Origin of the sequence: Myxococcus sp. SDU36 (genome assembly GCF_030168875.1) — a bacterium.
In the GTDB taxonomy this organism is placed as follows: Bacteria; Myxococcota; Myxococcia; order Myxococcales; family Myxococcaceae; genus Myxococcus; species Myxococcus vastator.
In genome coordinates this window covers 2,985,428-3,006,616 of record NZ_CP077414.1, presented here as the reverse complement: position 1 = coordinate 3,006,616, position 21,189 = coordinate 2,985,428, and the positions used below count along the sequence as shown (strand labels likewise).

Here is a 21,189-nt window from a genome sequence, read left to right as displayed (position 1 = left end):
CTGGCGCGGCCCTGAACCGGTTTCTCCTCTTCGGATTGTTGCTGCTGTGTGCCCCGGCCTGGGCGGACACGCTCGAGATACTCGGGCCGTCGTCCGCCGTGACGCCGGATGGATTCCCCGTGGCGCTCGTGCGCAAGGATTCGGCGGGCCGTCCGGTTCCGATGGGACAGCCCTCCGTGCAAGCCGATGGCGCGGAGCTGCGCGAGGACACCGCGCAGCCGCCGCTGCGCACGTTCGTGGTGGTGCCGCGTCCGGGCGCGCGTGACGTCGTGGTCCGCGCGAGCGTGGACGGGCTGGCGGCGCAAGCGCGCTACGTGTTGGGGCCACCGGCCGCCGAGGTGCGGCTGGCGCTGGAGCCTCCCGCGCCCGTGAAGGGCAAGGACACGGAAGCGCGGCTCACCGTCCAGTTGGTCCGGCCGGATGGCACCGCGGATGACAGCGGCGCGCCGCCCGTGGTGCGTGTCAGCGTGGGCCGTGTGGAAGGATTGGAGCGGACGGGGCCAGGCACGTATCGCGCGCGCTACGTCCTGCCGGACACGCGTTACCCCGAAGTGGCCATCCTGGCGGCCTTCTCCGCGTGGCCCAGTCCGCAGTCGGTGCATGGGGCCTATGGGCGCGTGCTCGTTCCGCTGGCGGCGTCCGTGAGTCTGCCGGGGACGACGGAGCCCGACGCCGAGATTGCCATCGACATCGCGGGCCAGACGTTTGGTCCGGTGGCGGCCGGGCATGACGGCCGCTTCCGAGTGCCCATCATCGTCCCGCCCGGACATCGCATCGGGCAGGGGCGGGTGGTGGACAAGGCCGGCAACGTGCGGCGCATGCCCATCGACCTGCGGCTGCCGCCCACCGATGGTCTGGCCTGTGTGCTTCAGCCGCAGCGGCTCCCCGCGGACGGCGTGTCCCAGGCCCGGCTCGTCTGCGCGACGAGTGATGCCATGGGCCAGCCCGTGGACGATGCACGCGTCACGACGCAGGTCCGCCACGGCACCTTGCGCGGCCCCACGCGCGCGCCGGGAGGACTGCTGGAGTGGCGCTACACCGCGCCGCGGAAGCTGGTGAGCGACGAGCGCATCGAAGCCGCGTGGCCCCAGCGAGGGGCCGGCTCGCGCGAATCCCCGGCGCTGGAGTTGATGCAAGGGCCCGTCGCGACGACCCGCATCGAGGTGGATGAAGCGCTGGTGCACCACGGGGCTCGCACGCGCGTGGAAGTGACGGCGCGGGATGCCTTCGACCGGCCCCGGCCGGGGGCGGTGGTGGAGTTGAGCGCGCCGGTGGGGACCTTCGCTCCGGCGGAGGAGCCGCGGCCGGGGACCTTCGTCAGCACCTGGGCTCCGCCGGCCACGGGTGAAGCGGCGGACCTGGACCTGCGTGCTCGCGCGTGGGGGCCTTCGGGCAATGAGCCGGCGCGCATCACCGTGTGGCGGGTCCAGGGCGAGCTGTACGCGGGCGTGTCCGACCTGGCGGGGCTGCCGGTGCCGGGACAGCCGCTGCGGGTGGATGGCCGCGAGGTGACGACGGGTACGGACGGTACGGTGCGCCTGGGGGCCGCGCGTGCGGGGACGCTGGAGATTTCGCACGGCGTGTGGACGGGCCTGACGCGGACGGTGCATGTGTTGGGCGCGGACGGGCCTGTGTTTCCGGTGGAGCGCCCGCTGGTGCCGTCCGCCGCGTCCCACCGCGTGCGACTGGCACCTGAGATTCCGGTGAACGTGCGGCTCAAGGTGAGCGGGATTCGGGTGACGTACTGGGTGGAGGACGCGAACGGACAGGTGCTGACCGGGCGCGAGGTGTTCGTCTCGCTGTCGGGTGGTGAGCGAGCCGAGGAGCGGATGGAAGAAGGACGCACGTCCTTCACCGTGCGAGCTCCGGGACCGGTGAGTGTCTCCGTCGCGGATGTCGCCACGGGCGTCACGGCGGTGGCCGAGGTGCGCCCATGATGCGCCTGCTGGCCTGCGTGTTCGCCGCCGCGCTGCTGGTGCCCTTGAGCGCCTGGGCGCAGGCGCTGTCGCAGGACACGCCGTCGCAGGCCTCCACCATCGCGGGCCGGGTGTGCCAGGACGTCGATGGGGATGGGCTGTGTGGCGCGGATGAGCCGGGGCTGCCTGACGTGCGGTTGGTGCTCACCACCGGCCGTGATGTCCGCACGGACGCGCGGGGCCGCTTCCACATCACCGGCGTCGATGCCCGCGTGCCGGATGCGGTGGGCGGGCTGCACCTGCGTCCAGGGCGTCAGCGATTGAAGGTGGACACGCGCTCGTTGCCTGTCTCCAGCCGGGTGAGCCCGGAGGCGGCGACCGTTGAGGTGCCCTGGGGCGCTGTCGTCCTCCAGGACTTCGCCGTGCGCAGCGTCGCAGTGGAGGCCGCGCCCGTGCGGCTCTCCTTCACCGAAGCGCCGCCCGTAGCAGAGGTCGCGCCAGGGCAGGGCGCCGTGCGCTTCCGTGTCGCGGGACAGGCCTCCGCGGGCGACGCCGTCACCGTGTCGGGTGTGGCCGCCCAGGTGGACGCGAAGGGGGCATGGCAGGCGCTGGTGCCGCTCGTCGCGGGAGAGAACCTGCTGTCCATCACCGCCACGGGAGCCCAGGGAATGGTGCGCCTGTACCGTCAGCGCGTGGACGTGGTGCCGCGTGACGGCGGCTGGCTGGTGGCGCCCAGGCCGATGGTGCCCCTCGCCACGCTCCAGTTGCCCGCGGGGGGTGACGCGTCCGCGGCCAGTGGCGCCTCTCGCGTGCGGGTCGAGGCGCCCGTGGGCACGCGCGTCCGCACGCCCGAGGGCGAAGTGGTGGTGGGGCCCGAAGGCCGAGTGGATGTCCTGGTGGTGTTGTCGCCGGGGCGCAACCAGGTGCCCGTGCGGTTGTCGCTGCCGGATGTCCCGCCTCGCGACGAGACGCTGGAGATCGCCGCCGCGGTGCGCCCCTTCGCCGTGGGCCTGCTGGACCTGGAGGCCACGTATGCGCCGCGAAACGGCGACGTGCAGTTGCGGGGACGGGGCTCTGCTCACGCCGAGCTTCGGCTGGGCGCGGTGGACCTGGTGGGCGAGCTGGATCTGCGAGACACGGATGGCCGCACGCTGAACGGTGCCAGCCTGCCGGACTGGCTCCGCCCGCGCATGCCGGAGCGCTTCGACCGCGCCGCCGACCCGGACCTCGCGCCCGCGGAGTGGGGCGATGACTCGGTGTCGCTGACGCCCAACGCCTCGGAGGCACGCCTTCGGTTTGAAGCGCGTCACGCGGAGCACGGCCGCGCGGGCCTGGGCACCTACCGCGCGCAGCTTCACGACCGTGAAGTGGGCCGCTATCACCGTCCGCTCTTCGGCCCCTACGCGGAGGTCCATGCCGGCGAGGCGCAGGCGCGCGTGGGCGTGAAGGCGTTTGGCGGGAGCCTGACGGACCCGGTGCGGCAGGTGTCCGCGGTGCCCGCGCACGAGGAGCTGCGCGCCACGGGCGGCAGCCTGTACTACCTGGGCGCGGCGTCGGTCGCCGAGGGCTCGGAGCTGGTGCGCGTGGAGCTGCGGGACGGCGTCACCGGCCTGCCGCTGGGCGAGCGGCACCTCATTCGCGGCATCGACTACGACATCGACTACTTCGCCGGCCGCATCCTCCTGGCGCGTCCGCTGTCCTTCCTCGCGGGCGAGGCCTGGCTGCGGACCAGCGCGCCCACGGAGTCACCGGAGCCGGTGCTGGTGGTGGACTACGCCGCGCTGCGCATCGCGGACGCGGGCGACACGGCGGGCGGTGAGGTGTGGGGCGAGTGGCGTGGCTCGCGGCTGGGACTGGGCGCGGTGCGCGAGGGCCGGGAGGGTCGGCCGTACACGCTCTACACGGGGCGCGCGAGCACGGCGCTCGGCGGCTACCGCGTGGCGGCGGAGGTGGCGTCCAGCCGTGGCACCGCCGTGGACGCGTCGTTCTTCGGCGTCTCGGATGACGGTGGCCTCAGCTTCATCCGTCCCCGGCCGGACCTGGGCACTGGCGCGGAGGCCATGAGTCTCCAGCTCTCAGGCCCGGGGCTTCACGGTGAGGGCTCGGTGGACGCGGCGTTCCGCCTGCGCGGGCGGGGCTTCTCCGATGGCGCGCACACCGACGCGGCGCGCTTCCGGCAGGCATCACTCCGTGTGAGCCAGCCGCTGGGGCGGCTCCGGTTGACGTTGCTGGCGGACGAGCGGCGCTCGGCCGACCCGCGTGAGCCCTTCGTGGACAGCCCGTTCTCCGCGCGCGTCCTGGCCGCGGGGGTGGGTTGGGAGGAGGCACGGTGGGGCGTGCGCGCGGAGGTCCGCGACTCGCGGTTGAACGCGGCGCAGGTGGCGGGCGTGGGGCCCACGCTCTTCGGTGGCCGCACCTCCGCGGGGGTGGCGGGCTCGCTGCGGGTGTTCGAGCGGCTTCAGCTCCGCGCCGCGCACCGGCAGGCCCTGGCCCTGCATGGCGAAGGGCCCGGACGCTTCGATGACACCTTCACGTCCGCGGGCGTGGATGTCGAGGTGGACCGGACCACGCGGGCTGGCGTGTTCGGAGGCTGGGGACCGGAGCTGGGCCCCCGGGCGTGGGCGAACGTCGAGTCTCGGCGGGGCCAGGACGTGTTCTACGGCGGCTACTCGGTCGACGTGGACGGCCCTGACTTCGGCGCGGGACGGACGCTGACGGGCGCGCGCACCGAGCTGCCGGAGAGTGGCACCGCGCTCTTCGTGGAGGATGTGGGCTCGCACGACGCGACGGCCGTGCGGCTGGCTCGCGCCGTGGGCTTCCAGCAGCAGGTGACGGGCGGCTTCAGCGTGGGCGCGCGCTATGAGCGCGGCGTGCGCAGCCTGCTGGACGTGGACAGCCCGCTGGAGCGCGAGGCGGGCGGTGTCTTCGGGCAGCTCGTCCTGGCGCGCCTGCGGCTGGACGGGCGGGTGGAGCTTCGCCGGGAGGAGGGCACTCCGGAGCGGGGCGCGGCCACCGCGGTGGACCGGCTGCAGGCGGTGGTGGCGCTGGCCGCGCAGGCGCAGTTGCTGGAGGACGTGACGGCCTCCGGGCGGGTGGACTTCGCGCGCACCGTCAACGCGGACGTGCTGGAGACGCGGCTGGTGGAAGGCTATGCCGCGGTGGCGTGGCGGCCGGGGCCCTGGCTGGTGGTGGCGCGCTACGGCATCACCCGGGAGCTGCTGCCCGGCGTCCGAGCCGCCTTCGGAGACCGGGCCCTGCAGACCCTCTCCCTCTTGCCGGCGGTGCGCCTGGGAGACCGGCTCTCCGTGGCGGCGGGCCTTCATGCGGGGCACACCCGGGCGGAGGACTCAGGGCGTTGGGTGTGGACAGGTACCCTCCGTCCCGCGGTGCGAATCGTGGGGGGCCTGGAGCTGGGCGCCGAACTGGCACGGAGAACGGCGTCCCCCGAGGGCGAGCGGCTGACCGCGGTCCGTGCGGAAGTCGCCTATCGTGTCGACGAACGGCTGCGCCTGGCCACCGGGTACACACTCCTGGGCTTCAGTGGCTTGGGTTTGTCCCCCGACTCAGCGGACAATCAGGACCGGCTCTACCTGCGAGCCGAAGTGGCCTACTAGGAGCAAGCCGTGCGTTCCCTCGTCATCTTCAGCCTCTGCCTGGGTGTGGCCACCGCGGCACGCGCCGAGTGGGACGTGACAGAGGTGCCGGGCATCGCCCGCACGGTGGATGTCTTCGCGCCGGGCGTGTACTCGGTGAGCACGTCGACACAGACGGAGCTGTATGAGGACGGCATCCAGTCCGTGGTCTTCCTGCACAGCGACGTCTTCGGCACCTTCCTGTCTCCGGCGGGCTGCTTCGCCGCCGTCGTGCGCCCCGGTGACATCATCAGTCACCAGAACTGCCGCGCGGCCGGCAACATCATCCCCCCGGACCCGGTGAACACCGTGGTGGGCATCCGGCGGGTGAAGCACACCCCGGCCGGTGCGGGCTATGCCTCGGTGGCCCTCTCCGACGGTGGGCTCGCCCTGCTGACGGCGTCAGCGGGCATCGAGGGGCCCACGCCCTGGACGCTGCTGAGCGTCGACGCGGGCCTCCTGTCCTCCACGGACGTGCTGGGCGTGACGGAGACGTCGGATGGCGTGCCCCACGCCCTCTTCAGTGTCACCGGTGTCTCCCGGACGGAGCTCCTCTGGTACACGCAGGACAGGCGTCAGGCGCAGCTGGTCGTGCCGCCGCTCTTGACCAGTCAGTCCCCGCGCACGGTGGACCTCTTTGGCGGAAGCGGGCCACATCCCATCGCGTTGTTCGGCAATTCAGACGGTCTGTTCCGGGGACCGCTGGACCCGGCAGGGACGACCTTCTCCACCGTGCTGTTGCCCGACAGCATGCCCGTCAGCATCACCTCGGTGGACGTGAACACGGGCAATGGCAGCGTCCATGGTGAGGGCTTCGGCCTCGCGGTGGGCGTGGGGACCAACGGGGAGCCGGTGGTGCTGGGCGCCGTGCCCGCCAGCAGCGCGGACAACGCGGGGACGCAGTGGCGCTTCCACCCGGCCTTCGAGGGCTCGGCGCTTCCAGGCGCTTCGCAGGCGACGCCGCTGGAGGTGTCGTGCATCGGCTCCTCGTTCTGCCTGTTCATCCTGGACCAGCCGGGCTTCAACGTCGTGACGTACTTCAACGCCCACGCGCCCGTGCTGGACGTGGGGCCAGCGCCCATCGTGGTGAATGAGACAGGGACGGCGACGGCCCGGTTCACCGCCACCGACGCCGACTTCGATGCGGTGCGTGTGTCGGTGGATACAGCGTCAGCGCCGGGCGCCGACCTGATTGGCGTCAACATCGTCGAGCGCCCTGACCAGCTCGACGTGACGCTCGTTCCGCAGCGGCCCGTTTGCAAGGACGAAGAGGGACTCCTGTACGTCCACGCCTCGGACGGGCTCGCGTCCCACGACGTGCATTCCACCGTGGCCTTCCGGGTGGTGAACACCCAGGGGCCCGCGCGGCCCACGGTGTCGCCCCTGCGAGCGTCGACCTCCGCGTCGGGTGCGTCGCGGGTGTTCACCGCGCAGCCGGCGGCAGAGGCCTGTCCGGCGGTGCGCTATGTCTGGGCTCCCGTCGCGGGACAGTCGGGCGCACCGCCGCTCTCCACCGATGGCGGCGCCCAGGTCCAGGCGACCTTCACGCCGCCAGACGTGCTGTGCGAGGCGTCGGGGACCAGCTACACCTACGAGGTCCGTGGCGTGGACGAAGGCGGCGTGACGTCCAGCGCCATGGCCATCTTCACCGTGGACGTCGCGCCCTGGGGCCGGCCGCTGGTGCCCTTCGCTCCGGGCTGGGAGCGGACGCTCACGTCGGGCCCAGGCGCCAGCGTGGACGTGGTCCCGGATGCGCTGCACACCTGCGAGGGGACGCTCGGATTGCCGGCCGTGACCACGGAGTGGCGGCTGAGCGCTTCCGGTTCGGGCATCCCCGAAGGTGTCACCGTGAGGACCGCGGAGGACGTGGCCCTCACGCTGGACGCGCCGGTGTCGAGCGAGCGCCTGCGCGTCGAGGCCGCGGAGTGCGCGCACGGGACGCTGTCCCTCACCGCCAGGAACCGGATTCCCGTCACCGGCGGGGGCACGCAGGACAGCGCTGACGCCGAGCTCCGCGTTCGGGTGGAGCCCTCTTTGGAGGACGTGGCCACGGGCAGCCTGGAGCTGGGCGTGGTGCCGTCGGGTGACGGGCACGTGGACATCGCCCTGGACACGTCGCTGAACTGCGTGGACGCGCGCACGCTGAAGGCGCGGATGTTCCTGGAGACGCTGAGCGGCGAGGCCCTGGACTCGGCGGTGGTGCCGGTGCCCGGGACGTGGCGCCCCGCGCTCCCGCAGTCCTGCACCGCCGAGTCCTACCGCGTGCGCGGCGAGCTCTTCGACGACAGTGAGGGGCCGGTGCGCGAGGGCGGCCGTGCGCAGGCGGAGGTATCCAACCAGCCCCTGCCGGCGCGGCTGGGAGCGCTCGAGGCCGGGTCGCTGGTGGCACGCTGCGGCGAAGGCGCGAGCGCCACGCTGACGCAGACGATTCCGGCCAATGCCTGCGGCGACGTGGCCATCTCCTGGTCACAGGTGGCGGGGCCCGCGCTGTCGGAGGTCTCCCTGGCGGGCCCGCGCGTCACGGTGAGCACGCAGGAGACGGGGCTGGAGGCGCTGGTGGGCCAGGCCATCACCCTGCGCGTCCTCGCCGACGCGGGCGGGGGCAACACGGCGACCACGGACTACGTGCTGCCGATTGCCTCCGAGCGCTTCGTGGACGTGCGCCACACGATGGAGTCCCCCACGGCGTCGGAGAAGGGGTTGGTGGGCGTGGTGGTGGAGCTGCGCAACACCTCCGAGTGCGAGGTCGGCGGCCTCCGCTACCTGGAGCAGGTGGACGGGCTGGAGTGGGTGCCCGGCAGCGTGAAGCTGGACGGCGTCGCGGTGGAGGCGCAGGCGGTGGACGGTGGCTTCCGGGTGGAGGACCTCCGGCTGCTCGCGCAGGGCACGCGGACGCTGACATACGTGGGCCGCTCGCCGCTGCTGTCCACGCCGCGGCTGGGCGGGGAGATGACCCTCAACGGCGTGCCCGTCTCGGGGAATGCCGCGGTGCCACCTCCGACGTCGGGATGCGGCTGCTCGGGCGGTGGCTCGGGGGCGGCCGTCTTCGGGCTGGCGGCGCTGGCCCGGGTGCTGCGCCGCCGGAAGGAGGGTGGCGGCTACAGCCCGAAGGTGATGCGGTGACGGCGGCTCGGCGTGTCGGGCCGCTCCTCCAGCACTCCCAGGAGCTCCAGGCCCCGCAGCGTGGCCAGCGTCTGCCGCTCCGGCAGGTCCGTGAGGGCGAGCAGGTCCTCCACCGTCTTGCTTCCGTCCGCATACGCCAGCACCAGGGCCTGGGCCCCTTCGAGCTTCAGCTCGTGCAGGCCGTAGGGCGCGTCGGCGGTGGGGAACAGCCGGCGCGAGCGCGGCAGGTGCTGACGCAGCGTCACCAGCGTCTCCGTCTTCGCCACGCCCTCCAGCACCAGGTCCCCGGGGAAGACGGACAGCTTCACCAGGTCCGCGCGGCGAGGGCGCATGGCGCTGAAGCCGTAGCCGCCTTCCTTCCACGTGAAGGTGGACCAGATGATTTCCTTCACCTGCTCCACCAGCAGCAGCTTTCGCTGGGCCGCGTCCATCAGGCCCATGCGCAGCATGGCCTCGCCGGTGCGCAGGCCGTGCTCCTTCGCGAAGGCGCTGACTTCGGCGAGCCGGGCCTCGGGCAGCACGCCCTGGCGGAGGCAGAAGCGACCGAAGCGCTCGGCGGCGAGGTTGGACGCGGCGTACACGACGCGGCCGGACTCGAAGTAGACGACCTTGAGCACCTGGCCCTGCTGGAGCTTCAGCTCGCCGTGGTGGCGGGCCTCGTAATAGGCGTTGAGCAGCCGCGCGACGGTGGTGTCCCCCAGCACGCCGCCCAGGGACCATTCGGGCAGCGCGCGCTTGGGCGGCGGCGTCGAGGGCGTGGCCGTCTCACTCCACACCTGCGCTCGCCGGCCGAAGGGCAGGGGCAGGGCGTGTTCGGCGTCCGCGGGCCCTGGCAACGGGTCCGTACTGGGGACGACCTGCAGGGGCTCGGCGGTGTCGCCGGACTCGGGGGGGAACTCTTCCAGCACGATGAGGTCCTCGGCATCGAGCAGCTCGTCCAGCAGCACGCTCTCCGCGATGGGCGGGGGAGCGCGGGGTTGAGGTGCAACGCCACCGGCCTGCTCCAGGGCCTCCATGACGGTGATGAGCTCGAACGGCTTCTCGAAGAAGGTCCGGGCGCCGTGGACCTGTACGGCCTCCTGGGCGAAACGGTCCCCTTTGTACACCCCGCTCACGGCGATGGCGGGGATGCCATGCGCACGCAGCGCGCCCAGCACCTCGCTGCCGCGGATGTCCGGGAGCAGCAGGTCCACCAGGGCCGCGTCCCAGGGTTGTCCGGGGCCGAGCGCCTCCAGCGCGGCCTCGCCGGTGGCCGCGGCCTTCGCGTCGTGTCCTCGGCTTTGCGCCAGGGCGACGATGAGGGAGGCCAGCTCGTGATTGTCTTCGACGATGAGCAGTCGCGCCATGGGCGCGCAGACCATAGCATCCGCGCCATGGACGTTCAGGGCTTCCACCACGTGGCCATCCAGGCGCGGGACATCGAGCGCGTCACCGGCTTCTACAGAGACCTGCTGGGCTTTCCGGAGTTGACCCGTCACCTCCGTCCGGACGGCTCCCTGCGGAGCATCTGGGTGGGCGTACCCGGGGGCGGCTTCCTGGCCATCGAGGCGGCGGGCGGCGAGCCCGTCTCCACGCCGTTCCGCCACGAGGCGCCGGGCCTCCTGCTGCTGGCGTTCCGGATGCCGAAGGCCGCCCGGGCGGGGGTGGTGGACACCTTCGCCCGCGCGGGCGTGCCGCTGGAGCACGAGACGCGGTGGTCGGTGTACGTCCGGGACCCCGAGGGCAACCGCGTGGCGCTCAGCCATCACCCGGAGGATTAGACGCACCGTCCCACGGGTGCGGGTGTGCTTGCGGAGCGGGACGGGGCACGGCTACAAGCGGCCCCATGCGCCTGGGTGAACAGCTCCTGAAGGATGGTCTCGTCACCGCCGAGGGACTCGAAGAAGCGCTCGAGGCCCAGGTGGTGCATGGCGGGCGGCTGGGAACGAACCTGGTGGAGCTGGGGCTGCTGTCGGAGGTGGACCTGGCGAAGACGCTGGGCAAGGTCCACAACAGCGCGTTCGCGTCCGGGGAGATGGTTCCGGACCCCAAGGCGATGGAGCTGGTCTCCTCGAACCACGCGGACGACAAGGAGTACCTGCCCATGCGGGTGGACGCGACGCGGGTGAGCGTCGCCGTCGTGAACCCGCACGACTTCACGACGCTGGACGGGATTGCCTTCAAGACGGGCAAGCGCGTGGTGCCGGTGGTCATCCCCGAGTTCCGGATGAACCAGCTGCTGCGCCGCTACTGCAAGGCGTTCCGGCCGCTGCGCGCCATTGACATGAACGCGGTGCGGCCCCGCCCCGCGCCGGGCTCGCGGGCGGAGCTGGCCAAGGCCGCGGAGACGCCGGCGGATTTGATGAGCGAGGAGGAGTTCCAGTCCGTCTACGCCTCCGCCCTGCGCGGTGGCGCTGACTACGACGGGGACATGGGCGAGGAGGAAATCATCACCGGCGTGGAGGTGCTGGAGGCCGCGCCCGAGCCCGTGGCGCCCGTGCCTCCGCCGGCGACTGTCCGGCCGCAGATGCCCGTGGCTCCGCCGCCACCGCAGGCCATCGTCGTTCCGCCGCAGCAGGTCCAGCCGCCCCCGGCGCCCGAGCTGGGCGGCACGCCGCCGCCCGTGCAGGTGGCGCGCGCACCGGAGCCGCCGCCGACGCCGCTGACCTTCGCGGAGGCGCAGGCGGAGCTGGCGCGCAGCTCGGACCGCGAGGACGTGGCGCGCACGGTGCTGCGCTTCGCGCTGGGCAAGTGGAAGCGGAACCTGCTGCTGTCGGTGCAGGGCAGCCTCGTGACGGGCTGGCACGGCATGGGGATGGGCGTTCGCGACGCCGTGGTGCGCCGCATCGGCGTGCCGCTGCGGGAGCAGAGCACCTTCCGGCTCGTGCGGGACACGCGCTCGCACTACATCGGGCCCGTCCGCCGCGATGCGGCCATGGGCGTGTTCTACAAGCTGCTGGGGAACGGGTTCCCGAAGACGGCCGTCATCCTCCCGCTGCTGGTGCGCGGCAAGGTCGTGCACCTGCTCTACGTGGACAACGGCCCGGACCAGCTCACTCCGCCCGACGTGGGCGAGCTGCTCATCCTCTCGCAGAGCGTGGGCCGCTCGTACGAGGCGATGATGCGGCGCCGCAAGAGCGCGTAGGACGTCTCGCGGACGGCGTCAGGTGGACAGCGCCTCCACCTGGAACGTCATGCCCGCGCGGCGCAGCCGCTCCACCAGCCGCATGCCCATGGCGGAGGCCGGAGTGAGCACGCCGCCCGTGGCCGGAGCGTCGTCGAAGGCGAGGCACAGCGCGGACTCGGCGAGCATCCGTGACGTGGCCGCGTAGCCCGGGTCTCCCTGCGCCGCCACCTTGCCCTTCAGCCGCACCTGCTCGCCGGTGCGAGGCGAGGTGCCTTCGCCGCGAAGCTGCGCGACGAAGAAGCCTTTCTCCCGAGCCTCCGGAGACGGGCCTTCACCCGGCGCGGGGAGGACCTTCTTCTCCAGCAGCGCGCGCAGGGGCTTCGCCTGCATCGCGGCGACGAGGCCTCCCAAGCCCGCGGTGACGCTCGTGGCGCGCAGCAGGCCCTTGGGCCCGGCGCCGTAGCTGGCGACCTCCGAGTACCGGAAGTGCTCTCCCCACGGGTGCCCGAGCAGCGCGTTGCTGCGCCGGACGACGCGTGTATTCACCGTCGCCATGAAGAACGGGCCGGTCCACTGGCCCAGCTCCTGGCTGTGGTGGATGCCCAACGTGTCCTTGGACTCGGCCCGAAAGGGGCCTGGGACGGGGTCCAGCGCATGCGGGTGGGCCATGAGCTTCCGCACCGAGCGGTCCGTCGAGGCTTCTTCCATCGCCTGCACCATGCTGGCCGCGGTGCCGCCGCTGGCGCCGCCACGCATGGGGCCCATGTAGAGGCGGACGGCGTCCAGGTGGCCGCCATGGCGCTCCCGCATGTGCTCCTGCATCATCAGCACGCCCAGGTCCGACGGAATCGAGTCGAAGCCACACGTGTGGACGATGCGTGCGCCGCTCTCCCGGGCCTGCTCGTGGTGGGCGTCAATCATCCGCCGCATCCACTGCACTTCACCCGTCAGGTCGCAGTAGCTGACGCCGGCCCGGACACACGCGGCGACGAGCTCGCCGCCGTAGCGTGCGTAGGGGCCCACCGTGGTGCAGACCACGCGGGTTCGGGGAACCAGGGCATCCAGCGACGCGGTGTCGCGCGCATCCGCGACGAGCAACGGCAGCTCCGCGAAGGTGGGCGCAATCGCCGCCAGCCCCTGCCGGACCTGCTCCAGCTTGCCGAGGTCGCGTCCCGCGAGGGCCCACCGCGCGCGGTGGCTGTCCTGGGTCCTGGCGAGATATTCGGCGACCAGGCGCCCGGTGAAGCCGGTGGCGCCCCAGACGACGACGTCGAACTCCGTGGCGGAGGTGTTCATGGGCGCGGGAGTCTGGTCGCGCCCCGTGGGCACCGCAACCGCGGCGTGAAGCCAATGTTCACGCCGCGGAGCTTGCCACCCGGGTCACTCCTCTTCGGGCTGCTCGAAGTTGACGTCGAAGGTGACGCGCTGGCCAGGCTCCACCTTGAAGGTCTTCTGCCACCGGGAGCCGGTCACCATGACGAGGAGCTGGTGTGTGCCTTCGTACAAGTCCAACTCCTCGATGGGCGCCGCGCCGATGAGCCGGCCGTCCACCGTGACAATGGCGCCCTCGGGGGCGCGCACGTTCACGAAGCCCTTGTTGAGGAAGATCTGCTGCGAGGAGCGGCCACCCGCCGGCACGGTGATGACTCGTGTCGTCTGGATGCCGAGCACCGGGTTGCTGAGCGTCAGGACGTGACGGCCCGCGGGCACGGCCGCGGAGACCGGCGTGCGACCCAGGTACTGGCCAGGAATCGAGACCTCCACGACCGGGTCCACGGTGACGTTCAGCGTGCCCATGGGAATGCCGGCGTCCACGGGGCCCGCATCCACCGTCACACCCGCGTCGCCGGGCAGGGCATCGGTGACACCCGCGTCCTCGAGCTCGGCTTCGATGTTGGAGGGCAGTCGGCTGAGCACGACGGCCCCAGCGCCCACCGTGAGCGCGAGCCCGACACCCACGAAGGCCATCCAGGTACGCGACGACTTCTGCGCGGGGGCTCCCGTGCCCGCCGGGCCGGTGGGCACCGTGGCGCCGGCTGGGGCTCCCGTGCCCGTGGCGCCGGGATGAGCCTGAGTACCTGTGCCGGACGGATGCTGTGCGACTGAATGCGCCTGAACGCCCGCGCCGGACTGCGCCTGTGCGCCCGCGCCGGACTGCGATTGCGTGCCTGAGTGAGCCTGAACGCCCGCGCCGGACTGAACCTGGCCGCCCGCGCCAGCGTGAGACTGGCCACCCACATCGGAGTGCGCCTGAGCACCTGCGCCGGACTGCGCCTGAGTGCCTGAGCCAGCCTGCGACGGGCCACCCGTGCCGGACTGACTCTGTGCGCCTGCATGAGCCTGTGCGCCTGCGCCAGCCTGCGCCTGTGCGCCCGCGCCTACCTGCGCCTGTGCGCCCGCACCAGTCTGAGCCTGTGTCCCTGGCTGCGCCTGTGCGCCCGCGCCAGCCTGCGCCTGGCCGCCCGCGGCGGCCTGTCCCGCGCTTCCTACCGCCGAGGCGGCCAGCGCGGTGACACTGGCCGCCGAGCCACCTCCAGCCTGCGCACCCGAACCATCGGTCGCGCCCGAGGCCAGCAACTGTCCCGGCAACTCCGGCCACTTCGCGGGCATCAGGCCCGGGGGCAGGGCGCCGCGCGCGAGGAACTCGGCCACGGCGGGCGGAGCGATGCCGGCCTTCTGCATCACCTCCGCGATGCCCGCTTCAATCACCCGCCGCCGCGCCGCGCGAGCCTCGCTCTCGGGCGGGAAGTACTTCGACATGAACTCCGAGAACTCCGCATGCGTGGGCAGGGAGCCGACGGCCTCGACCACGGCCTCGCGGAACGCGAGCGCCGTCGGATACCGCTCCTTCGCCCGCTTCGCCGTCGCCCGGCGCAGCACCGCGTCCAGCTTCAGCGGCACGTCCTGCGCCATGGGCGGCAGCGACCGCGTCAGCACGGCCTTGTCCGGGTCCGCCGCGTCCTTGAAGGGAATCTTCCCGGAGAGGCACTCGTGCAGCACGAGCCCCAGGAGGAAAACGTCCGACTGGACGTTGACCGCCTCGCGTCCACCGAGGAGCTGCTCGGGCGCGCTGTACATGCGCCGGTTCTTCACGCGCTTGCCACCGCGCTCACGCGGGGCCACGCCGAGCGCGCCATAACCCGTCACCTTCGTCAGACCGCCGAAGGAGATCATCAGCGTCTCGGGCCGGACGTCACCGTGCACGAAGGGCGTGCCGTCGTCGTTGCCGGCGACGTGCGCGTAGTGCAGGCCCACGGCGGCATCCGCCACGACGAGCGCCGCGAAGTGTGGCGGCAGGCGAGGGTGGGCCTCCAGCAGGCGACGCAGGGGCTCTCCGTCCGCGAACTCGGTGACGCGAGCCAGTCCGCCATCCTGCTCGGCCAGGGCGTGGACACGGAGGATGTGCGGATGCTCGAAGACGAGCGCGCGAGCCGTCTCGCGACGCAGGGTCGCCTTCAGCTCGGGGTTCTGCACGACATCTTGCGGTGCCCAGATGAGCACCACGGGACGGGGAGACGCGCCGTCCTCCAGGGCGAGTCCGAGGAAGGCGCGTGAGCCTTCCCCGGCCAGCAGGGGACCAAGGGACTGGTAACGGACGGAACTCATGACTCCGCATGTTAGTGCGAGTCACGTGGGTCCTGAAATACGGGGAGCCCATCGCCCTTGCTCGACAGCTACAGCCGGTAGCCTGCTTCCTGCTCGAAGGGCAGCGTCACGTGGTAGCCGTAGCGCCCGCGCCGCACGAGCAACAGCACGCTACGTCCCCGTCGCGCGGTGAGCAGGGCCTCCCGGAAGGCGTCCTGCGTCGTCACGGGCTGGTTGTTCACTCGGAGGATGATGTCCCCGGGCTCCAGTCCGATGTCCGCCGCCGCCGAGCCCTGACGCACGCCGGACACCGCCAGCCCGCCGCGAAGCTGCTTCACGCGGAGTCCCAGCCGCTCCCACGCCAGCCCCTCGACCATGCGAGCGGGGAACTCCACCGGCGTCACCTGGACGGTGCGCAGGCCGCCTTCGCGGAAGAGCACCACCGGGAAGGCGGAGCGGGCGGGGTAGCCGCGCACGCGGGTGTCGAAGTCCTCGGCGTCCTGGATGCGCGAGCCGCCCAGCTCCGCCACCACGTCCCCGCGCTTCACGCCCGCCTCGGCGGCCGGGCTCCCGGCCTCCACCGCCGTCACCAGCGCGCCATAGGCCCGGTCCCACCCGAGCTGCCGGGCGACGCGGGGAGGCAGGTCCGCCGTATCGATGCCCACCCACGCCGGGCGCACCTTTCCGAAGCGGGTCAGCTCGTCGACGATGCGGCGCACCTTGTCGGCCGGAATGGCGAAGCCGATGCCCTGCGCGCCGCCGCCGAAGATGGCGGTGTTGATGCCGATGATTTCCCCGTCCACGTTGAGCAGGGGGCCGCCCGAGTTGCCCGGGTTGATGGCGGCGTCCGTCTGCACGAAGTCGTTGTAGACGCGGTTGTCGGCGCGGAAGGTGCGGCCCACCGCGGAGACGACGCCCGCGGTGACCGTCTTGCTGAGGCCGAACGGGCTGCCGATGGCGACCACCGTCTCGCCAATCATCAGGTCGGAGCTGGTGCCCAGCTTCGCGATGGGCAGGGCCTCCTTGGCGTTGACCTTGAGCACCGCCAGGTCGTTCGCCGCGTCGCTGCCGATGACCTCCGCGTCGAACGAGCGCCCATCCGCCAGGATGACGTGGATGGCGGAGGCGCCCCGGATGACGTGGTCGTTGGTGACGATGATTCCGCTGGAATCGATGATGGCGCCGCTGCCCAGGCCAGAGATTCTCTGGCGCTCCGGCTCCGCGCCCATGCCACCGAAGAACTCCTCCAGCGGGGAGCGGCGTCCGCGGAAGCGCGACTCCACCTCCTGCTCGGTGCCGATGTAGACGACGGCGGGGGAGACCTTCTGCACGACCTCGACGATGGCGTCACGCCGCCGCGCCAGGTCCGCGCTCGCCGTGCCCGAGGTCAACAGGGCCACCACCAGCAGGCTCCACCTCATGACTGCGTGCTTCATTCCAACCCTCCGTGCATCGCCGCGGTGTCTCGCGCTTCATAGACCACTCCAGTCATCCTCGTCCTGGTCGCGGACGAGGAGCCGGCGGTGTTGGAGATCCTCAGTCAAGTCGTGGAGGGGCGCCTCGACTGACGAGGCATCAGGCCTGCTGCGACTTCAGCATCCAGCCAATCATCTTGTACAGCAGTCGTGCGCCGACGTTGCCGTCCCACTCGCCGCCCTCGGGGTCGGGGGCCACCTCGGTGAGGTCGAAGCCTACAATCGTGCGCCCGGAGCGGACCACGCCGGCGATGAGGGCCACGGCCTCCGGGAAGGACAGGCCGCCCGGCACCGGGGTGCCCGTGTGGGGGCAGAGCACGGGGTCCAGCCCGTCGATGTCGAAGGACAGGTAGACCTGCTTCGGGAGCAGGGCGACCATCTCATCCACCTGCCGGTTCCAGGGCACGCCGTCGAAGCGCCTGTTCTGGAGCGCGGCGTCGAAGAAGCCGTGCACGCGGCCGTTGGAGTCCGCGATGTACTGGTGCTCCTCCGCGCTCATGTCGCGCAGGCCCACCTGGACCAGCGTCTTCACGCCGGGGATGCGCTCGGCGACGTTGTACATGATGGACGCGTGGGACCAGGTGAAGCCCTCGTAGGCCACGCGCAGGTCGGCGTGCGCGTCCAGGTGCAGCACGCCCAGGCCCGGGTACTTCTCCGCGTGCGCGCGGATGATGCCGTAGGAGATGGAGTGGTCACCGCCCACCGCGGCCACGCGCTTGCCCTGCTCCAACCAGTGCTTCGTGGTGCGGTAGACGTGCTCGTTCATCTGGTCGCAGAGGACATTCACGTCCTGCGCGGCCTGGAGCAGCGCGGCCTCGCCGGAGTGGATGCCGCCGGCCTCGATGACGACCTGGGCGCGCTCCTTGGCGCGGGTGTTCCAGTCGCGCAGCTCCTGGGGCTCGGGGAGCATGGCGATGCCCCGCTCGTAGGGGCGGCCCGTCTCCACGTCGAAGAGGTCGACCTGCCGGCTGGCGTCCAGGACGGCGGCCGGCCCCTCGGACGTGCCGCCGCCGTAGCTGGTGGTGGCCTCGAAGGGGACGGGGATGAGGACGACGTGCGCCTCTTCCGGGGAGTGGGGGAGTCCGAACACGCCGGAGTCCGGCTGGGCGGCGGCGCTGGGGTCGAAGTGGGTAGCCATGGGCGGCGCAGGATAAGGGCCCGGTGCAGGGGCGCAATGGTCTGTTACTTCTCGATGCGTTCCTTGACGTCGAAACGCCCGGCCAGCACCTGATGTTTCTCAATCACCAGCCGGTCCGCCGTCAGCGTGAGGCGGCTCACGCCCACCGCACCACCAGCTTGCCCACCGAGTCATTGGCCGCCATGCGCTCCAGCGCCTGCCGGATGTCCGCGCGCGGCACCACCGCGTCGACCACGGGCCGCAGCGCCCCCGAGCGGAACAGCGGCAGCAGGTGCCGCTCCGCGCTTTGCGCCAGCGCCATCTTCTCTTCGAGGGCACGGCTGCGCAGCACGGTGCCAGTGACACGCAGGCGCTTCGTCAACACCGTGCCCAGGTTCACTTCGGTGGCCGCGCCCGCCACCAGCCCCACCAGCATCAGCCGCCCCCGGGGCGCCAGGGCCTTCAGCGTCTCCGGCACGTAGTCGCCGCCCACCAGGTCCAGGCAGAGGTCCGCGCCCCGGCCACCCGTCTCCTCGCGTACCGCGTCCGCGAAGCGCGGCGGCTTCGAGTCACACAGCACCGCGCGCGCCACGCCCCAGTCGGCCGCGCGGGCCAGCTTCGCCGCGTTGCGGCCCGTGCCCACCACGCGCGCGCCCATGGCCTGGCAGATGAGGGCCGCCGCCGAGCCCACGCCACTGGCCACCGCGTGGACGAGCACCGTCTCACCGGGCTTGAGCTCGCCCTGGAGCACCAGCGCGTCGAACGCGGTGAGGTACGCCTCCGGGATGGCCGCCGCGTCGGCGAAGTCCATGCCGTCGGGGATGGGCATCGCCTCGCGCTCGTGGGTGACGAGCAGCTCCGACCACGCGCCGCCGCCCACCAGTCCCATCACACGGTCGCCGGGCTGGAAGCGCCGTGTGCGCGGGCCCACGGCCACCACCTCGCCCGCGTATTCCAGGCCGGGGATGTCCGGCGCTACGTCCGGCGGGGCAGGGTAGTGCCCACGAAGCTGCAAGAGGTCCGCCCGGTTGAGCGCGGACGCTCGCACGTGGACCAGAATCTCCCCCGGGCCTGGGACGGGCTCGAGGCGCTCTTCCTCGGCGAGGACCTCGGGGCCCCCGGGGCGGGTGATGCGAAGGACCTTCATGACGGGCACGAAACATCCTGGCTCGCGAGAGCGTCAACGCTTATCTAGAACACCGTCCATCATGAGCACCTTGACGTGTCCCATCTGCCAGAAGCCCGTTCCCCCGCGAGGGGAGAACGCTGGTTTTCCCTTCTGCTCCAAACGCTGCCGCGCCGTAGACCTCGGCCGGTGGCTGGGGGAGGAGTATCGCGTCCCCGACCGGCAGGCGGATGAGCAGGAGGACGAGCTGCCCGCCGACAGCCACCCGGAGCGCCAGCGCGGCGACGCATGAGCGGCTTCGTCGACCTGCACTGCCATCTGCTGCCCGGCGTGGATGACGGGGCACACACGCTGGAAGACGCGCTGGAGATGGCGCGGGCGCTGGTCGACCTCGGCTTCTCCACCGTCGCACCCAGTCCGCATGCGCGCCCCGAATACGCCCCCGTAGAGGTGGTGGACGCGCGCCGCGCGGAGCTGGCGGAGGCACTGGAGCGCGAACGCATCCCCCTGACGTTGGGGCGCAACGCGGAGAACGTGCTCGACGACGCCTTCCTGCGAGGCCTCACCACGCCGCAGGCCCGCAAGCTGGGCCCGGGCCGCTACGTGCTCGTCGAGCTGCCCTACACCGCGCCGGTCCCCGCGCTGCCGGACATCCTCTTCCGCATCCGCACCAAGGGCGTGGTGCCGCTGCTGGCGCACCCCGAGCGCTGCCTGGAGTTCGAGCGGAAGGGCCGCGCCGCGGAGGCCGTTCGAGCTGGGGCACTGTTGCAACTGGATGTCGGAGCGCTCATCGGCCGTTATGGCGGCACGGCGAAGAAGCTGTCGCGCGCCTTCCTGGAGGACGGGCTCTACGCGGTGGGCGCCACGGACCTGCACGGGCCCGTGGGGGCTCGGGACTGGGTGGGCCGCTCGCTGGCGGAGCTGAGGAGCAGGGCAGGGGACGCGGCCTTCGCCCGTCTCATGAGGGACAATCCCGCGACGCTGCTGGTCGGGGAGTCACTGGAGTCCGACCCGGACTGACGGTATACCCGGCCGCTGTGAAACGCGCCGTCAAACTCCTGGCCAGCCTCCTGGTCACCTTCCTCTTCATGTGGTGGACCTTCCGGGACACGGACTGGGCCACGCAATGGGCCAGCCTGAAGTCGGCCAACTACGCGTGGGTGGTGCCGTACTTCGGCTGCCTGTTGGCCATCCACGTCTTCCGCACCCTGCGCTGGGGCTGCCTCCTGTCGGGCCTGGAGCCCGTCCCTTTCCGCAAGCTGAACGAGGCCTCCGGCATCGGCTTCATGATGCTGCTGGTGCTGCCCTTCCGCCTGGGCGAGTTCGCGCGGCCCTTCCTCATCGCGCAGCGCAGTGGCATCCGCCGCAGCGCGGCCATGACGTCCGTGGTGCTGGAGCGCATCGTGGACGGCCTCTTCGTGGCGGCGATGCTGCGGGCGCTGCTCTTCTTCGTCCCCACGGAGACGCCGGAGATTCGCTACGTCAAGCTGGTCTCGTGGCTGATGTTCGCGGTGTTCGGCGGCGGGCTGGCGTTCCTCCTCGTCGGCCTCTGGCAGCAGCAGCGCACGGTGAAGCTCGTGCGGGACACGGTGGGCCGGCTGGCGCCGCAGGTGGCGGACAAGGTGGCGGACGTCGTCGACACCTTCGTGGGCGCCATGCGGCAGTTGCCGAAGGGGCGGCAGGTCGCGCTCTTCTTCCTCTACACGGCGCTGTACTGGGGTGTGAATGGCGCGGGCATGTCCATGCTGGCCAACGCCTTTGACTGCTCGGGCGCGGCGCCGGGCACCGTCTGCGAGCCCATGGGCCTGACGCTCTTCCAGGCCTACGTCGTGCTGGGCGTGCTGGTGGTGGGGCTGATGATCCCCGCGGCGCCGGGGATGATGGGCACCTTCCAGGCGGCCACGAAGGTGGGCCTGAGCCTCTTCCTTCCGGCCGCCGCGGTGAACGCCAGCGGGCTGGCCTACGCCAACGTCATGTGGCTGTGCCAGACGGTGCAGCAGGTGGGCCTGGGCCTCATCCTGCTGTCCATGGGCCACCTGTCGTTCAAGGACATCGCCGGCAAGCTGGGCGACAAGGAAGGCGAGGCGGCGGCACCCTCCGCCTGACGCC

The 21,189-nt window shown here is 71.9% G+C and carries 14 protein-coding genes; 8 read left to right on the top strand and 6 right to left on the bottom strand.

Annotation, left to right across the window (positions count from 1 at the left end):
- Positions 1-35: 35 nt before the first annotated feature.
- Genes KGD87_RS11595 through KGD87_RS11585 form a run of 3 tightly spaced genes read left to right on the top strand, consistent with a single transcriptional unit; the run spans position 36 to position 8,671 of the window.
- Complete coding sequence (locus KGD87_RS11595) at positions 36-1,937, top strand: hypothetical protein (RefSeq protein ID WP_284667518.1); 1,902 nt, start codon at positions 36-38, stop codon at positions 1,935-1,937.
- Positions 1,934-5,530, top strand: a complete 3,597-nt coding sequence (locus KGD87_RS11590) for a flagellar motor protein (RefSeq protein WP_284667517.1) — start codon at positions 1,934-1,936, stop codon at positions 5,528-5,530. The genes KGD87_RS11595 and KGD87_RS11590 overlap by 4 nt, the downstream gene beginning before the upstream one ends.
- 9 nt (positions 5,531-5,539) lie before the next feature.
- Positions 5,540-8,671: an MYXO-CTERM sorting domain-containing protein gene (locus KGD87_RS11585; RefSeq protein ID WP_284667516.1), complete on the top strand. Its 3,132-nt coding sequence runs from the start codon at positions 5,540-5,542 to the stop codon at positions 8,669-8,671.
- Here KGD87_RS11585 and KGD87_RS11580 read toward each other — a convergent pair.
- Positions 8,647-10,032 (bottom strand): DUF4388 domain-containing protein, encoded by a 1,386-nt coding sequence (locus KGD87_RS11580; RefSeq protein ID WP_284668621.1) that lies wholly within the window; start codon positions 10,030-10,032, stop codon positions 8,647-8,649. The genes KGD87_RS11585 and KGD87_RS11580 overlap by 25 nt on opposite strands.
- A gap of 12 nt (positions 10,033-10,044) precedes the next feature.
- Here KGD87_RS11580 and KGD87_RS11575 point away from each other — a divergent pair, with 12 nt between their 5' ends.
- Together KGD87_RS11575 and KGD87_RS11570 are read left to right on the top strand one after the other, a co-directional pair.
- On the top strand, positions 10,045-10,431 hold the full coding sequence (locus KGD87_RS11575) for a VOC family protein (RefSeq protein ID WP_163780795.1): 387 nt from the start codon (positions 10,045-10,047) through the stop codon (positions 10,429-10,431).
- Between the two features lie 65 nt (positions 10,432-10,496).
- Positions 10,497-11,795, top strand: coding sequence for a GspE/PulE/PilB domain-containing protein (locus KGD87_RS11570; protein ID WP_284667515.1), 1,299 nt, complete (start codon positions 10,497-10,499; stop codon positions 11,793-11,795).
- 18 nt (positions 11,796-11,813) lie between these two features.
- On the opposite strand, the gene KGD87_RS11565 is transcribed toward KGD87_RS11570, so the two are convergent.
- The 5 genes from KGD87_RS11565 to KGD87_RS11545 form a co-directional block, all read right to left on the bottom strand.
- Positions 11,814-13,073: a saccharopine dehydrogenase family protein gene (locus tag KGD87_RS11565; RefSeq protein WP_284667514.1), complete on the bottom strand. Its 1,260-nt coding sequence runs from the start codon at positions 13,071-13,073 to the stop codon at positions 11,814-11,816.
- An 84-nt stretch (positions 13,074-13,157) separates the two neighbouring features.
- Complete coding sequence (locus KGD87_RS11560) at positions 13,158-15,383, bottom strand: protein kinase domain-containing protein (protein ID WP_284667513.1); 2,226 nt, start codon at positions 15,381-15,383, stop codon at positions 13,158-13,160.
- Between the two features lie 68 nt (positions 15,384-15,451).
- The gene (locus KGD87_RS11555; protein WP_284667511.1) at positions 15,452-16,798 is read right to left on the bottom strand and encodes a trypsin-like peptidase domain-containing protein; all 1,347 of its coding nucleotides are present in this window, start codon (positions 16,796-16,798) and stop codon (positions 15,452-15,454) included.
- Positions 16,799-16,937: 139 nt separating this feature from the next.
- Positions 16,938-17,975, bottom strand: a complete 1,038-nt coding sequence (locus tag KGD87_RS11550) for an agmatinase family protein (protein ID WP_284667509.1) — start codon at positions 17,973-17,975, stop codon at positions 16,938-16,940.
- A 136-nt stretch (positions 17,976-18,111) separates the two neighbouring features.
- Entirely contained in the window at positions 18,112-19,101 is a 990-nt protein-coding gene (locus KGD87_RS11545; RefSeq protein WP_284667508.1) for an NAD(P)H-quinone oxidoreductase, read from the bottom strand.
- 61 nt (positions 19,102-19,162) lie between these two features.
- On the opposite strand from KGD87_RS11545, the gene KGD87_RS11540 reads away from it, so the two are divergent.
- From KGD87_RS11540 to KGD87_RS11530, 3 genes are read left to right on the top strand one after another with little or no spacing between them, the layout of a single operon-like run.
- Entirely contained in the window at positions 19,163-19,372 is a 210-nt protein-coding gene (locus tag KGD87_RS11540; protein ID WP_163780809.1) for a DNA gyrase inhibitor YacG, read from the top strand.
- The gene (locus KGD87_RS11535) at positions 19,369-20,100 is read left to right on the top strand and encodes a tyrosine-protein phosphatase (RefSeq protein ID WP_284667507.1); all 732 of its coding nucleotides are present in this window, start codon (positions 19,369-19,371) and stop codon (positions 20,098-20,100) included. The genes KGD87_RS11540 and KGD87_RS11535 overlap by 4 nt, the downstream gene beginning before the upstream one ends.
- A gap of 17 nt (positions 20,101-20,117) precedes the next feature.
- The gene (locus tag KGD87_RS11530; RefSeq protein WP_284667506.1) at positions 20,118-21,185 is read left to right on the top strand and encodes a lysylphosphatidylglycerol synthase transmembrane domain-containing protein; all 1,068 of its coding nucleotides are present in this window, start codon (positions 20,118-20,120) and stop codon (positions 21,183-21,185) included.
- Positions 21,186-21,189 lie beyond the last annotated feature (4 nt).

Coding starts and splice junctions, on each gene's coding strand:
- KGD87_RS11555 (WP_284667511.1), bottom strand. CDS start 16,798: ATGAAGCACGCAGTCATGAGGTGGAGCCTGCTGGTGGTGGCCCTGTTG.
- KGD87_RS11550 (WP_284667509.1), bottom strand. CDS start 17,975: ATGGCTACCCACTTCGACCCCAGCGCCGCCGCCCAGCCGGACTCCGGC.
- KGD87_RS11590 (WP_284667517.1), top strand. CDS start 1,934: ATGATGCGCCTGCTGGCCTGCGTGTTCGCCGCCGCGCTGCTGGTGCCC.
- KGD87_RS11580 (WP_284668621.1), bottom strand. CDS start 10,032: ATGGTCTGCGCGCCCATGGCGCGACTGCTCATCGTCGAAGACAATCAC.
- KGD87_RS11570 (WP_284667515.1), top strand. CDS start 10,497: ATGCGCCTGGGTGAACAGCTCCTGAAGGATGGTCTCGTCACCGCCGAG.
- KGD87_RS11545 (WP_284667508.1), bottom strand. CDS start 19,101: ATGAAGGTCCTTCGCATCACCCGCCCCGGGGGCCCCGAGGTCCTCGCC.
- KGD87_RS11540 (WP_163780809.1), top strand. CDS start 19,163: ATGAGCACCTTGACGTGTCCCATCTGCCAGAAGCCCGTTCCCCCGCGA.
- KGD87_RS11560 (WP_284667513.1), bottom strand. CDS start 15,383: ATGAGTTCCGTCCGTTACCAGTCCCTTGGTCCCCTGCTGGCCGGGGAA.
- KGD87_RS11575 (WP_163780795.1), top strand. CDS start 10,045: ATGGACGTTCAGGGCTTCCACCACGTGGCCATCCAGGCGCGGGACATC.
- KGD87_RS11565 (WP_284667514.1), bottom strand. CDS start 13,073: ATGAACACCTCCGCCACGGAGTTCGACGTCGTCGTCTGGGGCGCCACC.
- KGD87_RS11535 (WP_284667507.1), top strand. CDS start 19,369: ATGAGCGGCTTCGTCGACCTGCACTGCCATCTGCTGCCCGGCGTGGAT.